Genomic DNA, 23,415 nt, shown 5'->3' on the forward strand with positions numbered 1-23,415 from the left:
ACGGCCCGGCGTGGTGGGACGACTGCTGAGGACGGTCAGGGCGGATCCCTCCCACATGCCCGAGCGGCTGGCGGCCTTCGTGGTCGACTACCTGGGCCCCCAGGCGGCCGAGACGGCCGCGGCGCTGCGCGGACCCGGGCAGGAGGGGACGGCCCGACAGGATCCCACCGAGCAGATCATCGACCGGGGCGTGCGCCGGACCGTCGTGGAGGGCTCCTTCCTCGGGGGCCCGTTCCTGCTCCTGCTCCCGGTCGCGTTCGTCGCCGCGCTGCTCGCCCAGCTGCGCATGGTGCTGGAGCTCGCCGCCCTGGCCGGACACGACCCCCGCGGCGACGACGCGGCGGCACAGATCCTGGTGGTGCAGGGGGTCCATCCGACGGTGGAGCAGGCGCAGGAGGCCCTGCGGAAGGCGGCGCGGGCCGGAACCGGGGGGCGGGACAAGGCCTCCTGGCCGTCCGTCGTCCGCCGCCAGGCCTATCTGATCGGCCTGTTGACCCCCGAGGACCCGGCGCGCTCGGCCGTGCGCAAGTGGCTCGGCTGGGCCGGCCTGGGCGTGCTGCTCCTGGTCGGAACCGTGGTGCCGTTCGTGTGGGTGCCCGCCTGCGGACAGATGTACTGCCGCGCCACCGGCGAGCTCGCCGACCGGGCCCTCCTCCGGTTCGGGCTGACGGCGTCCACGGCGGCCCAGGCGAGGAGGACCCCGTCGATCCTGCGCCCGGGCATGCTCCTGGTGGCGCTGCGGACCGTGCTGGCGTGCCTGGCGACCGCGGGCGCGGTGCTGTTCGTGCTGCTCACCGGGGCCCGGGTCGCCGGCCACGCGTGGCTCGCGGTGTTCCTCCTGCTGCTCGGGGCGAGCGCGGTGGCCGTCGGCTGGCGCTGGTTCCGTGCCCGGAGGCAGCGGCGCACCCGGGCGGGATAGGCGCGGCCCGGCCGCCGCGGGGGCGGCACGGGGTCAGAGCAGGTCCAGTTCGCGCGCCCGGCGTACGGCCCGGTTGCGCCCGGTGACGGAGAGCTTCCGGTTGATGCTCTTGAGGTGCGTCTTGACGGTGTTCACCGAGAGGAACAGCCCGGCGGCGATCTCCTCCGTGGACAGCATCTGTGCCGCCAGTCTCAGGACGTCCAGTTCGCGGTCGCTCAGCGGTTCGACCAGGGCGTCGGTCGCGGCGGTGTCCCCGGACGCCCCGGCCGGGAGGCCGGGCAGGAGGTCGGCGGGCAGCCAGCCGTGGGAGTCCGCCAGTTCGGGCCGGGTGTGCAGCAGGTGCCGCAGCCACGGCCCGGCGTCCCGGAACGGCCGGCGCAGCCGCTCCGGCCGGGCGACCGCGAGGGCGCGGGCGAGCAGGCGCTGGGCCGCGGCCTCGTCGCCGAGGGCGAAGGCCGCCTGGGACCGGGCCAGCAGGACCCGTACGGTGATCGCGGGCCCGTGGCCGTCGCGCTCCGGGACCGCCTCCAGGATCCGCAGGGCGCCTCGGTTCTCCCCGGCGGCGAGGTGCGCCCGGGCGGTGGCGACGGCGTGTTCCGGACCGTCCGCGCCACTGCGCTCCAGCGCCTCCAGCGCGGCGGCCGGGTCCCCTTCGGCGAGGTGCCCGGCCGAGACGGCCACGGCCACCGCCTCCCGCACCCAGGGTGGCGGGGGGTCGGTGGCGGGACCGCCGTCCGCGAGCCCGCCGAGGAGGTCGAGGGCCGCGCGGGGGCGGCCCTCGGCCAGCAGCGTCCTCGCCCGGACGATGGCGATTCCCGCGGTGACGGCCGGGTCGTGGTCGGCCGCGGCCGACCGGGCGGCCCGGTCGATCGCCGCCCGCGCGGTGGGCAGGTCGTCGCGGTCCACGGCGAGCGCGGCCAGCACGAGCTGACCGGCCCCCGTGCGGGATTCCGGGGACAGCCCGGAGCGTTCGGCCTCGGCCCCCGCCTTCCGCAGGTGGGCCTCCGCCGGCCCCGGCCTGCCCCGCAGCACGTCGATCAGGGCGAGTCGGGTGAGCGATTCGTGGCGCGGACAGGCCGTGGTGGGGTCGTCGGCCGCCTCGGTGGCGGCGGACAGGGCCGCGACGGCGGCGTCGAGGCTGCCCCTCCAGAGCAGCGCGGATCCGAGGTCGGCCAGCCGGAGCGCGGGAAGTTCCGGGTGCTCGCCGAGCAGCCCCGGCGGGACGTCCTCCTCCAGCCGCGCGGCCTCGACGGCGGCGGCCCGGGCCATGTCGGCCGAGCCGAGCAGCCGGCCCGCCAGCACCCGGAGGTGGGCCGCGCTGAGCAGGGCCGTCGGAACGTCCCCGGCATCGCGTTCGGACAGCAGCGTCTCGGCGCGCCGGAGGTGGTCGAGTCCGCGGTCCACGTCGTGGCGGGCGAGGGCGCGGGCCGCCCGGACCAGTTCCGGGGCGGGCCCCCGGGCGTCGGGCGCCATGTCGGCGAACAGGCGGTCGAGCCGGTCCGCGTCGCGGCCGGTGAACAACCGTCCGATGGCCAGCCGGTCGACGACCTGCGTCGCGGCGAACTCCCAGTCACCGGCCGCGGCGGCGTGCACCAGCCCGTCGGTCAGGTGCCCGGCCGCGGTGAGCCAGCGGGCCGCCCTGCGGTGGAGCGCCCGGTCCAGCCCCGGGCTGCGTGCCGCCAGCTGGACGCGCAGGATCTCGGCGAACAGCGGGTGGCAGCGGTACCAGGAGTGGCCGACGGGTTCGACGAAGGTGTCGGCGCGCGCGAGGTCGGCGAGGATCCGCGCGCCGTCCGGCCGGCCGGTCAGGGCGTCGGCCAGCTCGGGGTGGATCCGGTCCAGGACGCTCGTGCGCAGGAGGAGGTCCTGGGTCTCGGCGGGCTGGGTGTCGAGGACCTCGGCGAGCAGGAAGTCCGCGACCGTGCTGCGGCAGGCCTCGAACTCCTTCAGGTACGCCTCGGGGTCGGCGGCGCCCTGGGCGGCGAGGGCGGACAGTCGCAGACCGGCGGCCCAGCCGCCGGTCCGCTCGGTCAGCGTCCGGACGGTTCCGGCGGAGAGGGCGAGGCCGTGCCGCCGCATCAGCGCGGCGGTCTCCCGCGGGCGGAAGGCCAGGTCGGCGGCCCGGATCTCGGTGGCGCAGCCGGAGGCGCGGTAGCGGTGGAGCGGCAGGCGCGGCTCCGTGCGGCCGATCAGGACCAGCCGCAGCCCCTGGCCCGCGTGGCCGAGCAGGAAGTGGAGTCCGGACGCCACCTCGGCGGACGACACCTGGTCGAACTCGTCGAGGACGAGGACCACGGGAGCCTCGCGGCGGCTCAGGTGGGCGGCCAGCCGGGCCAGCAGCGCGTGATCGACCTGGTCGGCCCGGGCGGGGGTGCCGATGTCGTCCGGCAGGGCGACGCCGTGGTGCCGGAGGGCTTCCAGCAGGTAGGCCCAGAAGACGCCCGGCGCGTTGTCCTCCCGTTCCGCGGTGAGCCAGACCGCGGAACCGCGCAGCCGCGTCGTGGCCAGCCAGTCGGCGACGAGCAGGGTCTTCCCGGCCCCCGCCGGGGCGTTCACCAGCAGGAGGGACGTCCGGAGACCGTCGCCGAGGCGCTCGGCCAGCCGCGGCCGGTGCACGAAGGTCCCCGGAACCGGGGGGACGGCGAAGCGGGCCGCGAGCACGGGGTTGCCGCCGGGTATCCGGGTCGGCCGGGCGGAGCGGTGTCGAGGTGCGTCCGCCGGAAGGACGGGGGAGTCGACGGCTGGGCTGAGGGGCATGGTGCTCACCTCAGGGTGGGGTACGGCGCATGGTGAGCGCGGATCGCTGACAGATCCCATCCTGGCCGACGCCGTCCGACCTGGCAAAGGGGCCTCCCGGCCCGCCGGCGGGGGCCGGCCGCCGCTTCGGGTCCCGTCCGGCGGCCCTCAGTCCTCGTCCGCCGGGGCCGGCTCCGGAGTCCCCAGGAGCCGGGCCAGCCGTCCCTGGCTCGCCACCACGTACCCGATGCCGATGCCGAGGGTGATGGCCGTGAACACCACGATGAGCCAGCTGAGCAGGGTGAAGACCAGGCCGAGCGGGCCGAACTGGGTCACGCTGCGGTTCAGCGAGCGGGGGACGTAGAGCCGCGACGCCCAGGCGAGCGTGGTCAGCGCGGCCCCGGTCAGCAGCGCCCCGGGCAGCAGCGGGAGCCAGGGGATCCGGCCGCCGAGCAGCAGGTGCTGGGTCCACCACCAGAGCAGCGTGGCGGTGACCAGGTAGAGCAGGACCCCGAGGCCGGTGCCCGCCCCGAACCCGGAGCGCACCTGGCCCTGGAGGATCAGGGCGGTCATCCAGACCAGGAGCCAGGCGAGCCACCGCCAGGCCGCCAGGCGCCCGGCGAGGTGGGGCAGGTACCAGCTCCGCTCGCACAGGCGCTGCAGGATGCGGCTGCAGCTGGTGGCCGAGAGCAGGGTCACCACGATCCCGATGACGCCGAAGGTGTCGGTGGTGGCCTCCTGGCCGCTGGGGTGGAGCGCCCCCTTGATCTCGTCGAGCGATGCCCCCTGGAGCCCCAGCACGGTGCGCAGGGACTCGGAGACGGTGTTGCGCACGTCCTGGGGCATGAAGGCGGCCAGCACGAACAGCACCGGGATGGCGGTGAGGAAGGTCTGGGCCGCGAGGCGGGTGGCCATGTCCAGGACCCGGAGGTGGAGCAGCTGGGCCGCGAGCCGGCGCAGGAACGGGACGTCGCGCAGGGTGGCCGTGTGCCCCCTCAGCCAGGCGGTCCTGGCGCGGAACCATGCGGCGCGGCCGGGCTCACCACGCTGTGCCGCCACCCCGGGCTCCCTCCGGTCGATGCCTGCCCCCGGTCCGTCGCGGCCCGTCGTCGGCCGAGCGCCGAGGACTCCAAGACTGGGCGACGGGACGGCGGGCGGCACCTCGGGCGGTCCGCCGTTCGGCGCAACCCGCGGGCACCGGCGCCCACCTGCCCCGGAGTACCCGGCGATCCGGTGGGACCGGGCCGCACGTCGGCGCGCCGCGGGGGACCACCGGCCGCGGCCGCCGCCCTCGACGGGCGACCCGGTCACGAGGGGGCGAGGGTACGAGGCAGGCGCGTACGAACCGCGTGGGCCGGTGGGCGGGAGGAGTCACGGTGAACCGCTGGAGAGCGCTGATCGTCCTGGGCATGGCGCAGTTCCTGATGGTGCTCGACGCGTCGGTGATGAACGTGTCCATCAGCCAGTTGGTCGAGGACTTCGACACCGAGGTCACGGCGATCCAGGCGGTGATCACGCTCTACACCCTGGTGATGGCGGCGTTCATGATCACCGGCGGCAAGCTCGGCGACATGTTCGGGCGCCGCCGGATGTTCATAGTGGGGCTGGTGGTCTACGCCGTGGGATCGGGGATCACGGCAGTGGCGCCCACCCTGGGGCTGCTGGCGCTCGGCTGGTCGGTGATCGAGGGGCTGGGCGCGGCGCTGGTGCTTCCGGCGCTGGCCGCGCTGGTGGCCGGCGCCTACCGGGGACGGGACCGCGCGACCGCCTACGGTGTCATCGGCGGCCTGTCCGGGGCGGGCATCGCCGTGGGGCCGCTGCTCGGCGGCTGGCTGACCACCTACCTGACGTGGCGGCTGGTCTTCGCCGGCGAGGTCGTCCTGGTGGTGGTCATCCTCTTCCTGATGCGCTGGATCGAGCGGCAACCGCCACCGGAGCACCACGAGCGGATCGACCTGGTCGGTGTGCTGCTGTCGGTGTCCGGGCTGGGGCTGGTGGTGCTGGCCGTGCTGCAGAGCAGCACCTGGGGCTGGCTCCAGCCGCGCGATCCGCCGTTCACCGTCCTCGGGTTCTCGCCGACGCTCTTCGCCGTCGCGCTCGGCGGGGTGCTCCTGGTGCTGTTCCGGTCCTGGGAACTGCGCCGGGAGCATCCGCTGGTCAGGTTCGCGCTGTTCCGCATCCCACCGCTGAGGTCCGGCCTGCTGATGCTCTTCAGCCAGAACCTGATCCTCCTCGGGCTGTTCTTCGTCATCCCGCTCTACCTCCAGGCCGTCCAGGGCCAGAACGCCTTCCAGACCGGTCTGCGGCTGCTGCCGGTGTCGATCACGATGCTCGCCGCCTCCATGTCCGGCCCGCTGCTCACCCGCTTCGCCTCGCCGAGGACGGTGGTGCGGATCGGGCTGCTGGTGCTGTTCGCCTCGTCACTGTGGCTGGTGGGCACCGTGCAGCCGGAGCTCGACGACCTGTCGTTCGCGCTGGCGATGGCCGCCCTGGGGACCGGCATGGGACTGCTCGCCTCGCAACTGGGCAACGTGGTGCAGTCGAGCGTCGGGGAGGAGGACCGCAGCGAGGTCGGCGGGCTGCAGTACACCGCGCAGAACCTCGGCTCGTCCCTGGGCACCGCGCTGATCGGCGCCATCCTGATCGGCGCCCTGACGGTGGCGTTCGGCAACGCCGTGGCCGGGCACCCGGAGATCTCCGGCGCCGTGAAGCAGCAGGCGGGCATCAGGATCGAGGCGGGCGTCACCTTCGTGCCCGCGGACCAGCTCGCCACCGCGCTCGCGCAGACCGCCGTCCCGCCGCAGGAGGCGACCGCCATTGTCGACTCCTACCGCGCGGCCCAGCTCGACGGCCTCAAGGTGTCGCTGCTGGCGGCCGCCGCGATCACGCTCACCGGCTTCGCCTTCACCGGTCACCTGCCCGCCCGGCGGGCGCCGGGCGGGCGCGGGCCGGAGCGCGGGGGCGAGCCGACGGGCGAGAATGAGGGGACGGCCGGGGCGTAGGGCCGCACCGGATCCCCGCTCGGGGCTCGCCCGTGGACGCCGACGCCGGCCGCCCCGCCCTCCGGGGGCGGCTCACACCCCGGGCCGGGCGGTGATCCGGCCGCTGTCGATCGCGGCGGTGAGCGCGGCGTGGTCGGCGCCGGTCAGGTCGGCGTAGGTGAGGGCGAAGTCGGCGATGGCACGGTCGAAGACGTCGCCGGAACCGAGGTACGCCGCGATGGCGACGCGGTCCCCGGTGCGGGCGTGTCCGCGGGCGAGGGTGCGGCCGCACAGCTCGGCGTACCCGTCCAGCAGGTCCTTGGGCATGCCCTCGATGACGGCGGAGCCCTTCATGTCGCGCAGCTGGCGCCAGTAGAAGTGGCGGCCGGCGGGGCCGGTGGCCCAGCCGAGGAAGATGTCGCTGACGGCCTGGAGACGGCGCTGGCCGGCGACCACCCGCCGGCCCTGGTGCCGGTGGGCGCTGGGCGCGAGGTGCGGTTCCAGCACGGACCGTTCGGCCTCCTTCACCTGGAGGAACAGCGGTTCGCCGGTGGCGCGGGCGCGGAACAGGCCGATGTGGCAGCGGGTGCCCACGCTGCCCACGCCGACCACCTTGCGGGCCGCGTCGATCAGCTCGAAGCGGTCGAGCAGCGCCGCCCGCTCCTCCGGCAGGGTGTCCCGGTAGTCCAGGAGGATCTGCTGCAGGCGGGGCAGGTCGTCGCGGTCTATCGGCTCCAGCAGCGGCGGGTCGGCGACGATCCGGGGTTCGCCGTCCGGGCCGGGCTCGGTGAGTTTGGCCAGGGCCTGCAGGCTGGTGCGCGAGCGTGCCTTGGCGATCGTGGTCCGCACCCGCTTGCGGTACTTCGACGCCTGGATCAGCGGCAGGAGTTCGGCGGTGTCCACCCGTTCGTACCAGACGTCGAGTTCACCGAGGCCGGCGAGCCGTCGCATGGCGAGCCGGTACGCCCGGGCGGACGAGAGCGCCACGGCGCGGGCGGACCCGTCGGACTCCCCGTTCTCGCGCGCGGCCACGGCGATGCTGGCGGCCAGGCGTTTGACGTCCCACTCGAAGGGGCCGGGCAGGGTCTCGTCGAAGTCGTTGAGGTCGAAGAGCAGGGCGCGCTCCGGCGAGGCGAAGAGCCCGAAGTTGCACAGGTGGGCGTCCCCGCAGAGCTGGACGGTGAGGCCGGTGTTCGGGGCGGCGGCGAGGTCCGTGGCCATGATGGCGGGCGCGCCGCGCAGGAAGGCGAACCGGGAGGCCGCCATCCGGCCGTAGCGGATCGGTACGAGCTCCGGGACGCGGGTGGCGGCCTGGGCCTCCAGGATGTCGACGGGGTCCGCGCGGTCCGGCCCGGGGGTCCAGGCCCCGTGGGCCGAGCGCGGCACGGTCCGGCGGGCCCGCCGCCCCGCCGAGACCGGGTCGGCGGCCGGCGGGTCCACCCGCTCGCCGTCGTCGGCTCCCGGGGGCCGGCCGGGTGCCCCGGTCGGTGCCGACGTCATGCCCGCACCTGCCCGTGCGTCGCGTGGGTGGCCTGTCTGATCGTCTCGACGACGTGCGCGACGGCGTGTGCCATCGTGCCGGTCAGGACGAACAGGAGGCTGATGAGGATCCAGCCGCTCTTCTCCTTGACGTCGAGGTCGGCGGGGTGCACGGGGCGGGCGGGCGTGGGCGCGCGCTGCGGCGCGGGGCGCAGGAGTTCCCTGGCGATCGCGGCGATGCCGGACAGCGCGTGGCCGATCGCGCCGGCCATGAGCATCGAGATGCCGAGCACGATCCATCCGACGCGTCCGAGCTCGTCGGGTGAGGTCGTGGTGGTGGGACGTGACGCCTGGTGGTGGCTACCGAGCACGGGGCTCGCCTCCTTGCGGGGGGAGGGGAGGGAAACATCCTTCCCTCACGCTAGGGGCGGTGGCCGGAGCCCGGGTCACCCGGCGTGGGTGACCGCGGCCGTGCCGGAACCCGCGGTGCGGGTGATGATGGCCGCGACGGACCCCATCGGCCGTCTCCGCGGCGATGACGGGAGCAGGCTTCGTGACAACGGCCCGCGGTCGTACCCCCGCCCCGCGCGACCCGGCCCGGGGCGGAATCCGGAAGCGGACCGACTACGCCGGAGCGGTGTACGGCTCGATGCTCGCCGCCTCCGTGATCGCGGCCTCCAGCCTCACCGAACCGCACCCCCGGCTGTCGCTCATCCTGCTGCTGGTGATCACCGGGATCGTGTTCTGGATCGCGCACGTCTACGCGCTGGTGGCCGGGGAGCGAGAGGCCGGCCGCCAGGTCGCCTGGAGCCAGGTGCGCGAGGTCGGCCGGCACGAGTGGCCGCTGGTGGAGGCGTCGGCGCTGCCCGCCCTGGCGGTGCTGGTCAGCCCGTGGCTGGGGGCGGGGGAGAACGCCTGGCTCGCCCTCGGCGTCGCCGTGGCGCAGCAGGTGGCCTGGGCGACGCTGGGCGCCCGCCGGGCGGGCGCCTCGCCGGGCCAGATCGCCGCCGAGGGGGTGGTCAACCTGCTCCTCGGCCTGGTCATCGTGGCGGCCAAGGTCGCCGTCGGGCACTGAACCACCCGCGGCGGGTGAGGCCGCCGCCGTGCCGACGGTGCTCAGTGCCGTGCCGACGGTGTCAGCCGGCCAGCAGCCGCTGCTTCTGCGTGGCGAACTCCTCCTCGGTGAGGACTCCCTGGTCCTTCAGCTGCGCCAGCTGCTGCAGCTGGGAGATCTTCGCGTCCATCCCCGTCGGGGCGGGCGCGGCGGGTGCGGCGGGTGCGGCGGGAGCCGGCGGCGGGGGCGGCGGCGCGGGTTCGGCCACCACCTCCTGTTGCGCCCAACGGCCCGCCTGGCGGCGGGACACCCGGTTGGACACGGCGGTCGCCGTTCCGGCGACGACGGCGGTGCGCGCGACACCGCGCAGCAGTCCAGGCATGACGCGTACTCCTCTCGGTGGCTTCAGGTCACAGTGGCTTCGTGTCTCGGCGAGTTCACGTCCCGGAGTCGGAGCCGCCCGGCGCGTCCGTCAGGTCGCTCCCGCCGGCACCGTCCAGCTCGTCCAGCGAGTGCAGCAGCTCCGGCATCGGCACCCGGCCACTGGCGACCACCCGGGCACCGCCCCGGCGCAGGGCCGTGGCGAACGGGGCGGCCCAGGTGTTCTCGTAGATGAGCACACCGGCCGAGTTGCCGGGCTCGATGACCCCGGCGGCCTCGCTCAGGTCGCCGGCGTCGAGCAGTCCCGACCCGGCGCCCTCGAAGACGGCCAGGTCCAGTCGGCCGTCGCCGTCGAAATCGGCGATCTCCATGCCGGTGACGGTGCCGTCGGCGTCCTTGCGCACGAACGCGAAGTCCAGGATGCGGATCACATTCCGGTCCACCAGGTCGACCAGCAGCGGGAGCGCTTCCCCGGTCATCCGGTTGCCGGGGAACTCGACCACCACGTAGTCGATGGGCCCGGTCTCGGCGAGGACGTCCTCGGCCATGGCGGTGCTCCTTTCGGGGGAGTCCCTCGCCCGTCCCGGCGGGCCGGGCGCTGGTACCGACCGTACGGGCCGCCGACGCGCCGGCGGATCACCTGCCCGGGGTGAGGCGGCAGCCCGGTGCCGGCCACGCCCCGGACCCCGGCCGGAGGGCGGGCGGCCGCGTCGCGCTCCTCGTCCGGGTGGCCCAGCCCGGGGTGCCGGGCGGGGGCCCCTGCGGCGTGAATGGTGTCCAGCGGCGCCGTGGCCGCGCAGCCAATGCCGGGAGGGCCGTTGAACGGGCCGAGTGAACCCCAGCCGTCCGAGCCCCCGACGGGCGGGCCGGTGAACGGAGGCGCCACCGCGGGGCCCCGGCACCCCTCCCGGGCCGGCCGGATCGTCAGGAGCACCGTCTCGGCCGTGCTGATCACGCTGACCTGCATCCTGGTGCCGGTCTCGCTGCTCACCGTCTGGGTGCACGACATCGCACTGGACACCGACCGGTACGTCAGCACGGTCGCGCCGCTGGCCACGAACCCCGCGGTCCAGGACGCCGCGGTCAAGCGGATCACCCAGGCGGTGGACGTGAAGGTGGACGGCCCGCAGGTCGCCTCCGACCTGGCCTCCTGGCTGCAGTCGCAGGGCCTGCCGCCCCGGGCCGCGTCCGCCGTCAAGTCGCTGGGGCCCAAGATCGACGACGCGGTGGACCAGGTGGTCTCCAAGGCGGCGACCAAGGTCGTGCGGAGCGACGCCTTCGACACCGTCTGGACCCAGGCGAACCGCGCCGCCCACACGGCCGTGGTCCAGGCCCTGACCGGACACGGCCGCGGCGCGGTCGGAGTCAGCGACGGCACGGTCACCCTCGACGTCGGGAAGGCCGTGGACCAGCTGAAGGACCAGCTGGTGGCCGCGGGTCTGACACCGGCCGAGAAGATCCCGGACGTGAACAAGCAGCTGGTGCTGTTCCAGTCCGACAAGCTGGCCAAGGTCCGCGGGGCCGCGCACGCGCTGGACGTGCTGGGCAACTGGCTGCCGGTGATCACCGTGGTGATCGGTCTGGTCGGCGTCCTGCTGGCCCGGCGCCGGCGCCGGGCCCTGGTGTCCACGGCGCTCGGCGCGGCGGGGGCCGGCCTGGTGGTGGCGATCGCCCTGGTGATCGCCCGGCACTACTACCTCGACCACCTGCCGCCCGCCGTGCAGTCCCGGGATGCCGCGGCCGCGGTCTTCGACACGCTGCTGAGGTTCCTGAAGGTCAGCCTGCGCACCCTCATCGTCCTGGGCGTGGTGGTCGCGCTCGGCGCCTACCTCTCCGGGGCGGGACGGCTGCCGCGGGCCGTGCGCGGAGGGGCCGACCACGCCGCGGACTCGGTCGCCGGCTGGAGCGGCGCGCACGGCGTGCACACCGGACGGGCCGGAACCTGGACCGACGCCCACCGCCGCTGGCTCGCCCTCGCGGCGCTGCTGATCGTGGCCCTGGTGTTCGCCCTCTGGAACCACCCGACGGTGCTGACCGTGCTGCTGCTCGTCCTGGTGCTCCTCGTGGTCCTCGCCGTCCTGGCCCTGCTCGCCGCCTCCGGACGGGTCGCCGGCCCGGGACGGGGCGGTGCGCCCGGCGGGGTCGACGCGCCCGGAGGGGGCGGGGTCGGTGCACCCGGAGGCGGCGGGGCGTCCGGAGGCGGCGGGGCGTCCGGAGGGGGTGGCGCTTCCGGAGGCGGCGGCGCCGAGAACCCCCGGGAGGAGGGCTGACGGGGCTCCACCAGGGCCGTCCGGGCCGCGGCCGCGGCCGGTACGACGCCACGACAGGACGGGGATCCGGTTCTACCGTGAACGTAGGACTTCTGTTCCACCCTCCCGCCTACCGCGGTCCGCGAGGCGGTTGCCATCGAAGGAGTCACCGTCATGACGAGCAGCGTCAGTGGAGTCGGCAGCAGCCAGATCCCCCAGCCCCAGCACCACCCATACGCGTCCGGGTGGACCATCTTCGCGGGGGTCATGCTGATCACCGGCGGTCTCATGGCGGTCTTCGAGGGGATCTCCGCCATCGCCAAGGACGACCTGGTCGTCGTCACCCGCAACTACGCGTACTCGCTGAACAGCGCGGGCTGGGGGTGGATCCACCTCATCATCGGCGTCCTGATCGTCGTGGCGGGCGTGGCGGTCTTCAGCGGCGCCCTCTGGGCCCGGATCTTCGGTGTCGCCCTCGCCGGCCTGGGAATGATCGCCAACTTCCTGTGGCTGCCCTACTACCCGGCGTGGGCGATCGTCCTGATCGCGATCGACGCCCTCGTGATCTGGGGGCTGTGCCACGGCGGCCTCAAGGCGGCGGCCGAGTGACCTCCGAGCAGGCCCGTCCCTGACCGCGCCACCGGCCCGGATCCCGGCATCCGCCGAGGTCCGGGCCTTCGCGTGCGCACCGGGAGGATCGGTGCCGCCCCGCCGCGGCCGTCCCGGCCGGGAGCCCTGGTCCGGCCCGGACGGGCGGCGGGACGGCCTGTGAGGCCCGGGTGAAGGTCGTGGGTGGGGCCGGTGATCGGCCGTTGATCGGGCGTAGACGGCGAGCCAGGAGCATCGGGAACCGGAGGGAGCCGGTCGGAGGCCACAGCCTGATCGCCGGGTCCCGTACGGCCGGACCACGGGCCGTGCGGGCGCCCGGAGCTGAGGCCGCCACCGTCCCGACGCCAGGAGGAGTCCGGACCACGAAGGGCAGACGAGGCATGGACGGCGGGCAGTCGGTGCAAGCGGTGAGAACGGCGGCGGGCTTCGGCGAGCTGCTGCGGCTACGGCGCGAGCGGGTCGGGCTGACCCAGCAGTGCCTGGCCGATCACGCGACCCTGAGCGTGCGGGCGATCCGGGACATGGAGAGCGGCCGGGTGCGCCGGCCCCGCAACGAGACCGTCCGGCTGCTGGCGGACGCGCTGCGGCTGGAGGGCCGCAGCCGGACGGACTTCGAGGAGACCGCCCGCCGGCACCCGCTCGCGGACGAGCCGGTGGCCGAGCCGGCCGCCCCGCCGGTGGCCCGCGGGGCGATCGTCGGCCGGGACATGGAGGCCGAGGTGCTGGCGGACGCCTTCGCCGTGCACGGGGACCGGCTGGTCTCGCTGGTGGGCCTGGGCGGGGTCGGCAAGACCCGGCTCGCCCTGGAGGTGGCCCGCCGGCTGCACCTGGCCGTCCGCTGGTCGGTGCGCTGGGTGGACTGCGGCGGCGGCCCGCACCCCTGGCGCGCGCCGCTGGACGACCTCGCCCGGAACATCGGCGAGCGGCCCGCCCTGCTGGTGCTGGACGGCGCCGACGGCGGGGTGGACGCCGGGCAGCTGGACGGGCTGTTCCACCGCTGCCCCGGGCTGCGGGTGCTGATCACCGCCCGGGAGGCCCGGCCGCTGCCCGGGGGACAGGTCATCCCGCTCGCGCCGCTGCCCGTCCCGGCCCCCGAGCTCGACGCCGAACCGGAGGCGCTGGCGCAGGTCGGGGCCGTCCGGCTGCTGCTCTCGCACCTGTGCCGGCTGCGCCCCGGCTACACCCTGGAGCGCTCCGAGGCGCCCGCCGTCGCGGAGCTCTGCCGCCGCCTGGACGGCCTGCCGGGCGCGCTGGAGCGCGCGGCGGGGTGGGCGCTGGTGCAGTCCACCTCCCAGCTGGTGGCCGGGCTGGCGGTCGTCCCGTTCACGCTGGCGGCGCCGCCCGTGGTGTTCGGGGCGCGCGGTGACCTGCGGGACGAGGTGGAGCCGGCGATCCGGCGCCTGACGGAACGCCAGCGCGCCCTGCTGGAGGTGCTCGTGGACGAGCCGGGGGACTGGTCGGGGGAGGACGCGGTGGTCCGCAGCGGCTGGACGCTGCAGGCCTGCCTGGCCACGGTGCACGAGCTGCTGTCGCGCGGGCTGATCCGCAGCGTGCCCGCCCGGGACGGCGTGCGCTTCACGGTGCTCAACCTGTGCCGGCGCCTCGTCCGGGAGGAGCCCGGGATCCGGCTGGGGCCGGCGGGGGACGGCCCGCTGCTGGCCGTCGCGGGCTGACCGCGAGGCGTCGAACGGCTGCCGATTCTGCCGATTCTGCCGCTTAATGCCGCAGGAGCTGCCGCTTGCCGGGCCCGATCGTTCCTAGCGTTCTCCGTGGGGCCGGACCGCCGCGGGAACGCGCCGGAACGCCATCGAGGATCTCTACCGATGAGGGCTGAGTCGTGGAGCACGGAAACGCCGAACAGAACGGTCTGGACGTCGTCGTGACGACGACGGCCTCGGATTCGCACACCTGGAACCTGGTCTTCCTCCAGTTCCTGCTGGAGGAGACGGGCCACCGGGTGACGAATCTGGGCGCGTGCGTCCCGGACGCGCTGCTGATCTCCGAATGCCGCCGGATCGAACCGGACCTGATCGTGATCAGCAGCGTCAACGGGCACGGCTTCCAGGAGGGCCTGCGGGTGATCGAGGCCCTCCGCGCCTGCCCGGAACTGCGGCGCACCCCGACCGTCATCGGCGGCAAGCTCGGCATCGCCGGGGCCGACGACCCCGACCGCGAGCGGACGCTGCTGGCGGCCGGCTTCGACGCGGTCTTCGAGGAGGGCGCCGCGGTGGCCGGGTTCCGCGAGTTCGTCGGCGGGCTGCGCTCCGGGGTCCTGCTGTGACGGATCCTGTGGTGACGGGCCCCGCCGCGACGGATGCCGCGGTGACGGGCCCCGCTGCGGCGGGTCCCGCCCGGGCGGGCTTCGGCGCGTTCGTGGCGCAGGCCGCCGAGGCCGGCGCCCTGGTGGTCCAGCCCCGGATGGGCATGGCGCGGGCGGCCGTGATGCGGGAGGGCCTGCTCGCCACCCGGGGGGCGGCCGCCGTCACCGTCGGCACCATCACCCTGGACAGCTACACCCGCACCGGCGACCTCGACGCCGCGCGGCGCGCCCTGGCCGCCGGCGCGGGCCTCAACGGCTACCCGATCGTCACCCACCCGGTCGAGGTCACCCGGGAGGTGCTGCGCGGGGTGGCGGACGCGGTCTTCCCGGTGCAGGTCCGGCACGGCTCGGCCGCGCCGGAGCGGATCGTCGAGGCGCTGCTGGCGGCCGGCCTGGACGCCACCGAGGGCGGACCGGTCTCCTACTGCCTGCCGTACGGCCGCACCCCGCTGCACGAGGCGGTGGCGCGCTGGCGGCGCAGCTGCGAAATCCTCGCCTCCGCCCGGGAGTTCGGCGCCGAGCCGCACCTGGAGACGTTCGGCGGCTGCATGATGGGACAGCTCTGCCCGCCCTCGCTGCTGATCGCCATCAGTGTGCTGGAGGCGCTGTTCTTCCGTCAGAACGGGCTGCGCAGCATCTCGCTCAGCTACGCCCAGCAGGCCAACGCCCGCCAGGACGAGGAGGCGCTGGCCGCGCTCGGCCGGATCGCGGGGGAGCTGCTCGCGGACGTCGACCGGCACCTCGTGGTGTACGCGTACATGGGCGTGTACCCGCTCTCGCCCGGCGGCGCGCGGCTGCTGCTGGAGGACGCGGCGCGGCTCGCGGTGCGCGGCGGCGCGGCCCGGCTGATCGTCAAGACCACGGCCGAGGCGCACCGCATCCCGACCGTCGCCGAGAACGTCCGGGCGCTGGAGACCGCGGCCGCGGCCGCCGCGGCGGAGCGGGGCCGGCCACGACCCGCCGCCGTGCCGGACACCGGGATCGAGGCCGAGGCCAGGGCGCTGATCGGCGCGGTGCTCGACCTGGACGCCGACGTCGGGCGGGCCCTGGTGCGGGCGTTCGCGGCCGGCTACCTGGACGTGCCGTACTGCCTGCACCCCGACAACGCCGGGCGAACGGGCAGTTCGCTGGGCCCGGACGGCCGGCTGCACTGGTCCGGCGTCGGCTCGATGCCGATCGCGGGGCTCGTCGAGCGCGGCCGGGCGCCGATCCTCGGCTCGGCCGGGCTGCTGGCCGCCCTCTCCCACGTCCGGCGCGGCTACGACGGCCGGGCCGAGTACGCGGCCGCCGCCGCGGCTGCGTCCGCCGCCCGGGGCCTGCCCGTGGCGCGCTGAGCCGCCCGCCGGGTCGCGAAGCCCGGCCCGCCCGCCCGCCGCTCCAGCACCCCCGCCCGCCCGTCGTTCAAGCACCCCCGCCCGCCCGCCGCTCCACCACCGACGACCGCCCGCGCCTTTGACGGCGGGCCACGGACCACCCGAGAGAACAGGACCCCGACCATGCCCGACACCACGCCCCGGCCCCCGGTCGATCCGGGCCGGCACCTGACCGCCCCGACCACCCGCAGCGCCCTGCGGATCCAGCAGCAACTGCTCGCCGCCGCGCGCGAGTTCCTGCGCGGCCGGGGCTTCACCGAGCTGCTGCCGCCGATCATCGGCCCGGTCACCGACCCCGGTGCGCGCGGCTCCAAGCAGGTGGACATCGACTTCTACGGCCACCGCTACAAGCTGATGACCAGCGCGATCCTGTACAAGCAGGCCTCGCTGCTCGCCTTCGACAAGATCTTCTGCATCGCCCCGAACGTCCGGCTGGAGCCGCTGGAGACCGCCGGGACGAGCCGGCACCTGGCCGAGTTCCACCAGCTGGACGTGGAGGTCGCCGGCGCGAGCCGGGACGACGCCGTCCAGCTGGCCGAGGAGCTGGTGGTGCACATGGTCGACAGCACGGTGCGCGAGCTGCCCAAGGAGTTCGCCGAACTCGGCCGGGACCCGCAGGCCTTCGCCGAGCTCCTGAAGGGCTCGTTCGGCCGCGTCCGGCACGCCGAGGCGGTGGCCGAACTGCGCGGCATCGGCCACCCGCAGAGCCTGGACGCCGAACTCGACTGGGAGGGCGAGGCATTGCTGTCGGACCGGCGCGACCGGCCGTTCTTCGTCACCGACTACCCGAAGGGCTCGCGCGGCTTCTACGACCGCGAGCACCCGGAGGACCCGGGCCTGCTGCGGAACTTCGACCTGCTCGCGCCCGAGGGCTACGGCGAGCTGTGCAGCGGAAGCCAGCGCACCAACGACTACGCGGAGATCGTCACCCGGATGCGGGAGACCGGCGAGAACCCGCAGAAGTACCGCTGGTACCTGGACCTGGTGCGCGAGGGCGTGCCGGCCAGCGCGGGCTTCGGCATCGGGGTGGAGCGGCTCACCCGGTACGTCGCCGGGCTGGACGCCGTCTGGCAGGCCAGCGCGTTCCCCAAGGTCGCCGGGGTGGTGTCACCGTGAGGGAGCACAGCGAGCTCACCGTCGAGCGGAGCGGGGCGGGCGCCGCCGCCGTGAAGGACCTGACCGCGCCCGGCTTTCCGGAGGAGGAGGTCCGGCGGCGGGCCCGCGTCGGGGCGGCCGCGGCGTTCCCGCCCGCCGAGGAGTACGGGCGGGTGCTGTTCGGCGCCGGCCGGCCCGGGGAGCCCGCGCCGAACGACGCGCTCGACGCCCTGCGGATCGTCCCGCCGCTGTTCCTGCCGCAGCGGCTCGCCAAGCTGATCGACCTCGGCCGCGAACCCGACTACCGGGATGTCGAACTCGCCACCGCCATCGGCGGGTTCGCCTCGGCGCTGCCGGTCTACGTGTCCGCGACCGGCTCCACCCGGGCGGCCGGCGGCGACCTCGGGCTGGCCCTGAGCCGGCAGGCCGGGGCGCTCGGGATCCCGATGGTGATCGGCGAGAACGTGGTGCCGGTCAACGGCTACGGCCGGCTCGGCGAGGCGGCCGACCGCACCCTGCTCGGCCGGCTGCGCGCCTACGGCGAGCAACTCCCGGACGGGCTGGGCGGCGTGGCCGTGCAGCAGAGCACCGAGGACGCCGACGCCGAGGTGTGGAACCTCGTCCACAGCGATCCGGCCGCTCTGCCGCTGCTCGAATCCGGCCGGCTGGCCTTCGAGTTGAAGGTCGGCCAGGGGGCCAAGCCGGGTCTGGGCGGGATGACCGTGCTGGACGCGGAAGCCGCCGCCGCGCTCGGCGACCGCTTCGGGCTGGACCCGCTGTTCGGCGACGGCCGGGTGCTGCGCGCCGCCACCCCGGGCACCTTCACCGCGGAGATCCTTCGCCAGCAGATCCGGCTGATGCGCAACAACTACCCGCGGGTGCGGATCTGGGTGAAGCTCTACCCCGGCCGGGACGTGGCCGAGGCCGCCCGGGTGGCGCACGAGGCCGGGGCGGACGCCGTCGTGGTGGACGGCGCCGAGGGCGGCACCGGCTGGGCGCCGGGGGTGTTCCTGCCGCACGTCGGCCTGCCGCTCGCGGAGTGCCTGCGCCGGCTGGCGGCCGCGCCGCCGCCCTCCCTGCTGGTCTCCGGGCGGATCTGGGAAGGCGCCCGGGCGGTCAAGAGCCTGGCGCTGGGGGCCCGTGCGGTGGGCCTCGGACGGGCGGCGCTGCTCGCCGTCGCGGAGGACCGGGAATCCGGTCTGCGCCGTTTCGCGGAATGCCTGGCGCTGGAACTCCGGCTGCTGATCAGTTCGCTCGGGAAATATTCCCCCGAGGCCCTGGACGGGGCGGACGTCTGGTCCCCCGAGAATTCCTGAAACACCCTCGGCCGGTAGCCCTGGCCTGCCTGGAAAGCGGCATGATGAAACTGCCGATTTCCTTCCGCTCATTCTGCCGATAGGGCCGTCGAATTCCCCCTATCGTCGCTTTCGTCGCCGATTTCTCTCACGATCTGGGGTTGGATGATGTCCTCGCGCGGTTTCCCCACCGAATTCACGGCGCCCGGTTTCGCGCCGTTCGCCTCCGCCGTCGCCCGCTTCCCGGAGCGGCCGGCCGTCCGGGCCGGCGGCCGGACGGTCGGCTACCGGGAGCTGGACGGCCTGACCGCCGCCCTGGCCGCCCGGCTCGCCCCCGGCCGGACGGTCGCCGTGACCGGCCGCGACCGGCTGGACCACGTGGTCGCGCTGCTCGCGGCGCTGCGGGCCGGCGCCACCTACCTGCCGCTGGACGGGGAGGCCCCCGAGGAGCGCAACCGCTGGATCGCCGAGGACGCCGGGGCCCATCTCGCCCTGGACGGCGAGGAGCTCACCGAGATCGGCGCAGGGGCGGGCGGGAACGCCGGCGCCGGCTACGTCATCTACACCTCCGGCACCACCGGCCGCCCCAAGGGCGTGCACGTGCCGCTCGCCGCCCTGGCCGGCCACCTGGCCGGTGTCGTCGAGACCTTCGGCCTGACCGAGCGGGACGTGGTGCTGCAGTTCGCCCGTCCGACCGTGGACGTGGCCGTCGAGCAGGTGCTCGGCGCGCTGTCCGCCGGGGCCTGCCTGGTCCTGCCGGAGCAGCGGCTCCTGGCCCCGGCCGCGCTGCTGGACCTGCTGGACGCCGAGGGCGTCACCGTCGCCAACCTGGCCGCGGGCTACTTCCAGGACGTGGTGGCGGCCCTGGGCGACCGGGTGCCGCGCACCCTGCGGCTGATGATCTCCGGCAGCGACAAGCTGGAGCCCGCCACCGCCGCCGCCTGGTGGTCGGCGACCGGGGTGCCGCTGCTGAACGCCTACGGCCCGACCGAGACCGTGGTCACCGCCACCACCCACCGGCTCGACGGCACGCCGGAGCAGCCCGCCGCCCGGGTGCCGATCGGCACCGGGGTCGGCGCGCGCCGCCTCCACGTGCTGGACGGGCGGCTGCGGCCGGTGCCGCCCGGCGAGGCGGGCGAACTGTACGTCGGGGGGCCGCTGCTGGCCTCCGGCTACCTCGGTCGTCCCGGCCTCACCGCCGGCCGCTTCGTCGCCGACCCGTTCGCGGCGGCCGACGGGGCCCGCGGGGCCCGGATGTACCGCACCGGCGACCTGGTGCGCCGCACCGCCGAGGACGGCCCGCTGGAGTTCCTCGGCCGCGGCGACCACCAGGTGAAGATCCGCGGCTTCCGGGTCGAGCCGGGCGAGATCGAGCAGGTGCTGGCCGGTCACCCCGGTGTCACCGGCTGCGTCGTGGTGGCGCACGAGGGCCGGCTCGCCGCGTACGTCACCGGCGCCGCGCCGGGGTACGCCGAGGCCCGGGCCTGGCTGGCCGAGCGGCTGCCCGAGCACATGGTCCCGGCGACGCTCACCGCGCTGGACGCCTTCCCGCTGACGGCCGGCGGCAAGGTGGACCGCGGGGCGCTGCCCGAGCCGCGGACCGTGCCGCAGGGCAAGCCGGCCGGCCGCCCGCCGCGCACCCCCGCCGAGCAGCTGATCGCGGCGGTCTGGGCGGACGTGCTCGGGGTGCCGGAGGTCGGCGCCGACGACAACTTCTTCCACCTGGGCGGCGATTCGCTGACGGCCGTGCGGGTGGTGGGCCGGGTCTTCGACGTCTTCGGCATGGTGTCGCCGTACACCATCTTCGACGCGCCGACGCTGGCCGAGTTCGCCGCCGCGGTGACCTCCGCGTCCGGCGGCGCGCGCCCGGGCCCGGTCCGCTCCGGCGCCGCCCACGCCCCGCTGTCCAAGTTCCAGCGCGGGCTGTGGTTCCTCGACCAGTGGAACCCGGACGCGCCGACCTACGTGGTGCCCTGGGTGTTCCGCTTCTCCGGGCCGGTCGACCCCGAGCTGCTGCGGCGGGCACTGGCCGGGGTGGTCGAGCGGCACGAGAGCCTGCGGACGACCTTCGAGCTCGCCGAGGACGGTCCGCGCCAGGTCGTCCACCCCTTCGTGGAGCTTCCGTTCACGCTCACCGAGACCACCGCCGAGCAGGTGGACGCCCTGGTCGCCGAGGCCGCGCTGGAGCCCTTCGACCTGGAGCGGGGGCCGCTGGTGCGGGCCCGGGTCTTCCGGGCCGACGGGGCGACCACGCTGCTGCTGCTCCTGCACCACATCGTCTGGGACGAGGGCTCGCTGGCCGTGCTGGAGGCCGAACTCCAGGAGCTGTACGCCGCCTCGGCCGAGGGCCGGCCCGCCGAGCTGCCGGAGCTCGCCGTCCAGTACGGCGACTACGCCGCCTGGCAGTACCAGGACGACACCGCCGAGCGGCAACTGGACTACTGGCGCGAGCAGTTGAGCGACGCGCCGACCGCCGGCGCGCTGGTGCCGGACCGGCCCCGGCCCGAGGAGCAGGCCTTCCGCGGCGCCTTCCACCGCTTCGCGATGCCCGGCCCGGTGGCCGAGGCCGTCCGGGCGCTCGCCCGCAGCGAGGACGCCACCCCGTTCATGGTGCTGCTGGCCGGGCTGGCCCTCACCCTGCACCGCCGGTCCGGGCAGCGCGACCTGGTGCTCGGCTCGCCGGTGAACGTCCGCGGCCGGGCCGAACTCGACGGCCTGATCGGCTACTTCGTCAACCTGCTGCCGCTGCGGCTGAAGCTGGAGGAGGGCGCCTCCTTCCGCGACCTGGTCCGGCACGTGCGCGAGGTGTCGATCGGCGGCTACCGCCACCAGGAGGTGTCCTTCGACGACATCGCGGGCGCCGTGCTCGACGAGCGCCCCGAGGACCGCAACCCGCTCTGCCAGGTGCTGCTGGAGCTGCACCCGCTGGACCCCCGGCCGTTCACGGTCGGCGGGCACGAGGTCACCCGGGCCCTGCACTCCAACCCGGTCTCCCGCTTCGACCTGTCCGTCTCGGTGGACGACCTGGGCGCCGGCTTCACCGGCCGCTTCGAGTACGACAGCGACCTCTTCGCCCCGGACACCATGGCCGGCCTGTGCGAGGAGTGGCTGGGCACCCTGGCCGCCGCCGTCGAGGTGCCGGTGCACGCCCTGTTCGAGGCGCGGGCCGCCCGCGACCCGCGGGCCGTCGCCCTGATCTCCGGCGAACGGACCGTCGGCTACGGCGAGTTGAACGCCGCCGCGAACCGGCTCGCCCGGCACCTGACGGGCCTCGGCATCGGACGCGGCGACACCGTCGCGGTGCTGGCCGAGCGCGGGCCCGAGCTGGTCGTCGCCCTGCTGGCGGCCCTCAAGGCCGGCGCCGCCTACACCCTGCTCGACCCGGACTTCCCGGCCGAGCGGCTGGCCGGCGCGGTCGCCGACACCGGCGCCGCCACGGTGGTCACCCACCGGCGCGCCACCGTGCCCTTCCCGGTCGGGCGGCAGGTGGACCTGGACGCCTCGGCCGCCGAACTCGCCCGGTACGCGGGGCACGACCTCGGCCTGCCGGTCGGGGGCGCCGACCTCGCCTGCGTGATGTTCACCTCCGGCTCCACCGGCCGCCCCAAGGGCGTCGCCGTCCCGCACCGCGCGCTCACCACCACCTACCTCGGCCAGGACTACGCCCGCTTCGGCCCCGAGGAGGTCTGGCTGCAGTGCTCGCCGGTCTCCTGGGACGCCTTCGCCCTGGAGCTGTACGGCGCGCTCTGCTTCGGCGGTGCCTGCGTCCTCCAGCCCGGCCGGCGCCCGGACCCGCAGACCATCGCCGAGCTGACCCGCCGCCACGGCGTCACCCAGCTCCAGCTCTCCGCCAGCCTGTTCAACTTCCTGCTGGAGGAGTTCCCGGAGACCTACGACGGCCTCAAGCTGGCCTTCACCGCCGGCGAGCGGGCCTCCGTCACCCATGTGGCCAAGGCCCTGGAGGCCTACCCGGGCCTGGCGGTGGCCAACGGCTACGGCCCGGTGGAGAGCCTCGGCCTGACCACCTGCCACCGGGTCGGCCCCGCCGACACCGCCGGTGCCTCCGTCCCGATCGGCGTCCCGCTGAACGGCAAGGGCGTCCTCGTCCTGGACGAGCGGCTGCGCCCCGTCGAGCCCGGCACGACCGGCGAGCTGTACGCCACCGGCGGCGGTCTCGCCCACGGCTACCTCGGCCGGCCCGGCCTCACCGCCGAACGCTTCGTCGCCTCCCCGTACGGCGCCCCCGGCGAGCGCCTCTACCGCACCGGGGACCTCGGCCACCTCAACGCCGAGGGCCTGCTGGAGGTCACCGGCCGGATCGACGACCAGGTGAAGATCCGCGGCTTCCGGGTCGAGCCCGGCGAGATCGAGGACGCGCTCACCCGCCACCCGGCCGTCCGGGAGGCCGCCGTCGTCGTCCACGAGCCCGCCCCGGGCGACCGCAGGCTCGCCGCCTACGTGACCGTCGCCGCCGGCGCCCCCGCCCCGGACGCGCTGCTCGACCACCTGGCCGCCCTGCTGCCCGAGCACATGGTGCCCGCGACCCTCGACGTCCTGGACGCCCTGCCGCTCAACCACAACGGCAAGGTGGACCGCAAGGCGCTGCCCGCCCCGGCCGGCCGCCGGGCCGCCGACGCCACGGGGGCCGTCGACGGCTCCGGCACGACCGGGGCCGCCGACCCGCTGACCGAGGCCGAACGCCTGGTCGCCGAGGCGATGCGCGAGGTCCTCGACCTCGCCGAGGTCGGCCGCGAGGACAACTTCTTCCGGATCGGCGGCAACTCGCTGGCCGCCGTCCGGGTCGCGATGCGGCTGTCCCGGGAGACCGGCAGCCGCGTCCCCCCGCAACTGGTGTTCCGGGCCCGGACCGTGAGCGCCATCGCCGAACGGCTGGCCGCCCGATGACGGGCCGCACCGCACACGA

At 75.4% G+C, this 23,415-nt stretch carries 17 protein-coding genes; 11 read left to right on the forward strand and 6 right to left on the reverse strand.

From position 1 onward, the window contains the following. Window positions 1–55 precede the first annotated feature (55 nt). Window positions 56–919 (forward strand): hypothetical protein, encoded by an 864-nt coding sequence (locus ACGFSC_RS32070; protein WP_359898279.1) that lies wholly within the window; start codon window positions 56–58, stop codon window positions 917–919. Between the two features lie 33 nt (window positions 920–952). Here ACGFSC_RS32070 and ACGFSC_RS32075 read toward each other — a convergent pair whose 3' ends face one another. Beyond that, window positions 953–3,676 (reverse strand): LuxR C-terminal-related transcriptional regulator, encoded by a 2,724-nt coding sequence (locus ACGFSC_RS32075; protein ID WP_359898278.1) that lies wholly within the window; start codon window positions 3,674–3,676, stop codon window positions 953–955. A 147-nt stretch (window positions 3,677–3,823) separates the two neighbouring features. Then, the gene (locus tag ACGFSC_RS32080) at window positions 3,824–4,714 is read right to left on the reverse strand and encodes a YhjD/YihY/BrkB family envelope integrity protein (protein WP_359898277.1); all 891 of its coding nucleotides are present in this window, start codon (window positions 4,712–4,714) and stop codon (window positions 3,824–3,826) included. Window positions 4,715–5,031: 317 nt separating this feature from the next. Here ACGFSC_RS32080 and ACGFSC_RS32085 point away from each other — a divergent pair, with 317 nt between their 5' ends. Next, a complete protein-coding gene (locus ACGFSC_RS32085; RefSeq protein ID WP_359898276.1) occupies window positions 5,032–6,657 on the forward strand; it encodes an MFS transporter in 1,626 nt (541 codons plus the stop codon). Window positions 6,658–6,729: 72 nt separating this feature from the next. On the opposite strand, the gene ACGFSC_RS32090 is transcribed toward ACGFSC_RS32085, so the two are convergent. Beyond that, window positions 6,730–8,136, reverse strand: coding sequence for a DUF2252 domain-containing protein (locus ACGFSC_RS32090; RefSeq protein WP_359898275.1), 1,407 nt, complete (start codon window positions 8,134–8,136; stop codon window positions 6,730–6,732). Then, the gene (locus ACGFSC_RS32095) at window positions 8,133–8,486 is read right to left on the reverse strand and encodes a hypothetical protein (RefSeq protein ID WP_359898274.1); all 354 of its coding nucleotides are present in this window, start codon (window positions 8,484–8,486) and stop codon (window positions 8,133–8,135) included. Before ACGFSC_RS32095 ends, ACGFSC_RS32090 begins: the two co-directional genes overlap by 4 nt. A gap of 182 nt (window positions 8,487–8,668) precedes the next feature. Here ACGFSC_RS32095 and ACGFSC_RS32100 point away from each other — a divergent pair, with 182 nt between their 5' ends. Next, window positions 8,669–9,190, forward strand: coding sequence for a hypothetical protein (locus ACGFSC_RS32100; protein WP_359898273.1), 522 nt, complete (start codon window positions 8,669–8,671; stop codon window positions 9,188–9,190). A gap of 61 nt (window positions 9,191–9,251) precedes the next feature. Here ACGFSC_RS32100 and ACGFSC_RS32105 read toward each other — a convergent pair whose 3' ends face one another. Both ACGFSC_RS32105 and ACGFSC_RS32110 read right to left on the reverse strand, forming a co-directional pair. Beyond that, complete coding sequence (locus ACGFSC_RS32105) at window positions 9,252–9,551, reverse strand: SHOCT domain-containing protein (protein WP_359898272.1); 300 nt, start codon at window positions 9,549–9,551, stop codon at window positions 9,252–9,254. Window positions 9,552–9,606: 55 nt separating this feature from the next. Continuing rightward, window positions 9,607–10,098, reverse strand: coding sequence for a DUF6325 family protein (locus ACGFSC_RS32110; protein ID WP_359898271.1), 492 nt, complete (start codon window positions 10,096–10,098; stop codon window positions 9,607–9,609). 396 nt (window positions 10,099–10,494) lie between these two features. Between ACGFSC_RS32110 and ACGFSC_RS32115 the strand changes: the two genes are divergently transcribed. The 8 genes from ACGFSC_RS32115 (at window position 10,495) to ACGFSC_RS32150 (ending at window position 23,396) form a co-directional block, all read left to right on the forward strand. After that, window positions 10,495–11,820: a hypothetical protein gene (locus ACGFSC_RS32115; protein ID WP_359898270.1), complete on the forward strand. Its 1,326-nt coding sequence runs from the start codon at window positions 10,495–10,497 to the stop codon at window positions 11,818–11,820. Between the two features lie 153 nt (window positions 11,821–11,973). After that, complete coding sequence (locus ACGFSC_RS32120) at window positions 11,974–12,408, forward strand: hypothetical protein (RefSeq protein WP_359898269.1); 435 nt, start codon at window positions 11,974–11,976, stop codon at window positions 12,406–12,408. 398 nt (window positions 12,409–12,806) lie between these two features. Beyond that, window positions 12,807–14,081 carry a helix-turn-helix domain-containing protein gene (locus ACGFSC_RS32125; protein ID WP_359898268.1) on the forward strand — a complete coding sequence of 425 codons (1,275 nt, stop codon included), beginning with the start codon at window positions 12,807–12,809 and terminating at the stop codon, window positions 14,079–14,081. Window positions 14,082–14,245: 164 nt separating this feature from the next. Then, on the forward strand, window positions 14,246–14,689 hold the full coding sequence (locus ACGFSC_RS32130; protein ID WP_359898267.1) for a cobalamin-dependent protein: 444 nt from the start codon (window positions 14,246–14,248) through the stop codon (window positions 14,687–14,689). 41 nt (window positions 14,690–14,730) lie between these two features. Further along, window positions 14,731–16,062, forward strand: a complete 1,332-nt coding sequence (locus ACGFSC_RS32135; RefSeq protein ID WP_359898266.1) for a methylaspartate mutase — start codon at window positions 14,731–14,733, stop codon at window positions 16,060–16,062. A 162-nt stretch (window positions 16,063–16,224) separates the two neighbouring features. After that, window positions 16,225–17,217, forward strand: coding sequence for an asparagine synthetase A (locus ACGFSC_RS32140; protein ID WP_359898265.1), 993 nt, complete (start codon window positions 16,225–16,227; stop codon window positions 17,215–17,217). Between the two features lie 50 nt (window positions 17,218–17,267). After that, window positions 17,268–18,512: a glutamate synthase-related protein gene (locus ACGFSC_RS32145; protein WP_359898340.1), complete on the forward strand. Its 1,245-nt coding sequence runs from the start codon at window positions 17,268–17,270 to the stop codon at window positions 18,510–18,512. Between the two features lie 144 nt (window positions 18,513–18,656). Next, window positions 18,657–23,396 (forward strand): amino acid adenylation domain-containing protein, encoded by a 4,740-nt coding sequence (locus tag ACGFSC_RS32150; RefSeq protein ID WP_359898264.1) that lies wholly within the window; start codon window positions 18,657–18,659, stop codon window positions 23,394–23,396. Window positions 23,397–23,415 lie beyond the last annotated feature (19 nt).

It is taken from the genome of Kitasatospora sp. NPDC048715 (assembly GCF_043198905.1).
In the GTDB taxonomy this organism is placed as follows: domain Bacteria; phylum Actinomycetota; class Actinomycetes; order Streptomycetales; family Streptomycetaceae; genus Kitasatospora; species Kitasatospora lactacystinica.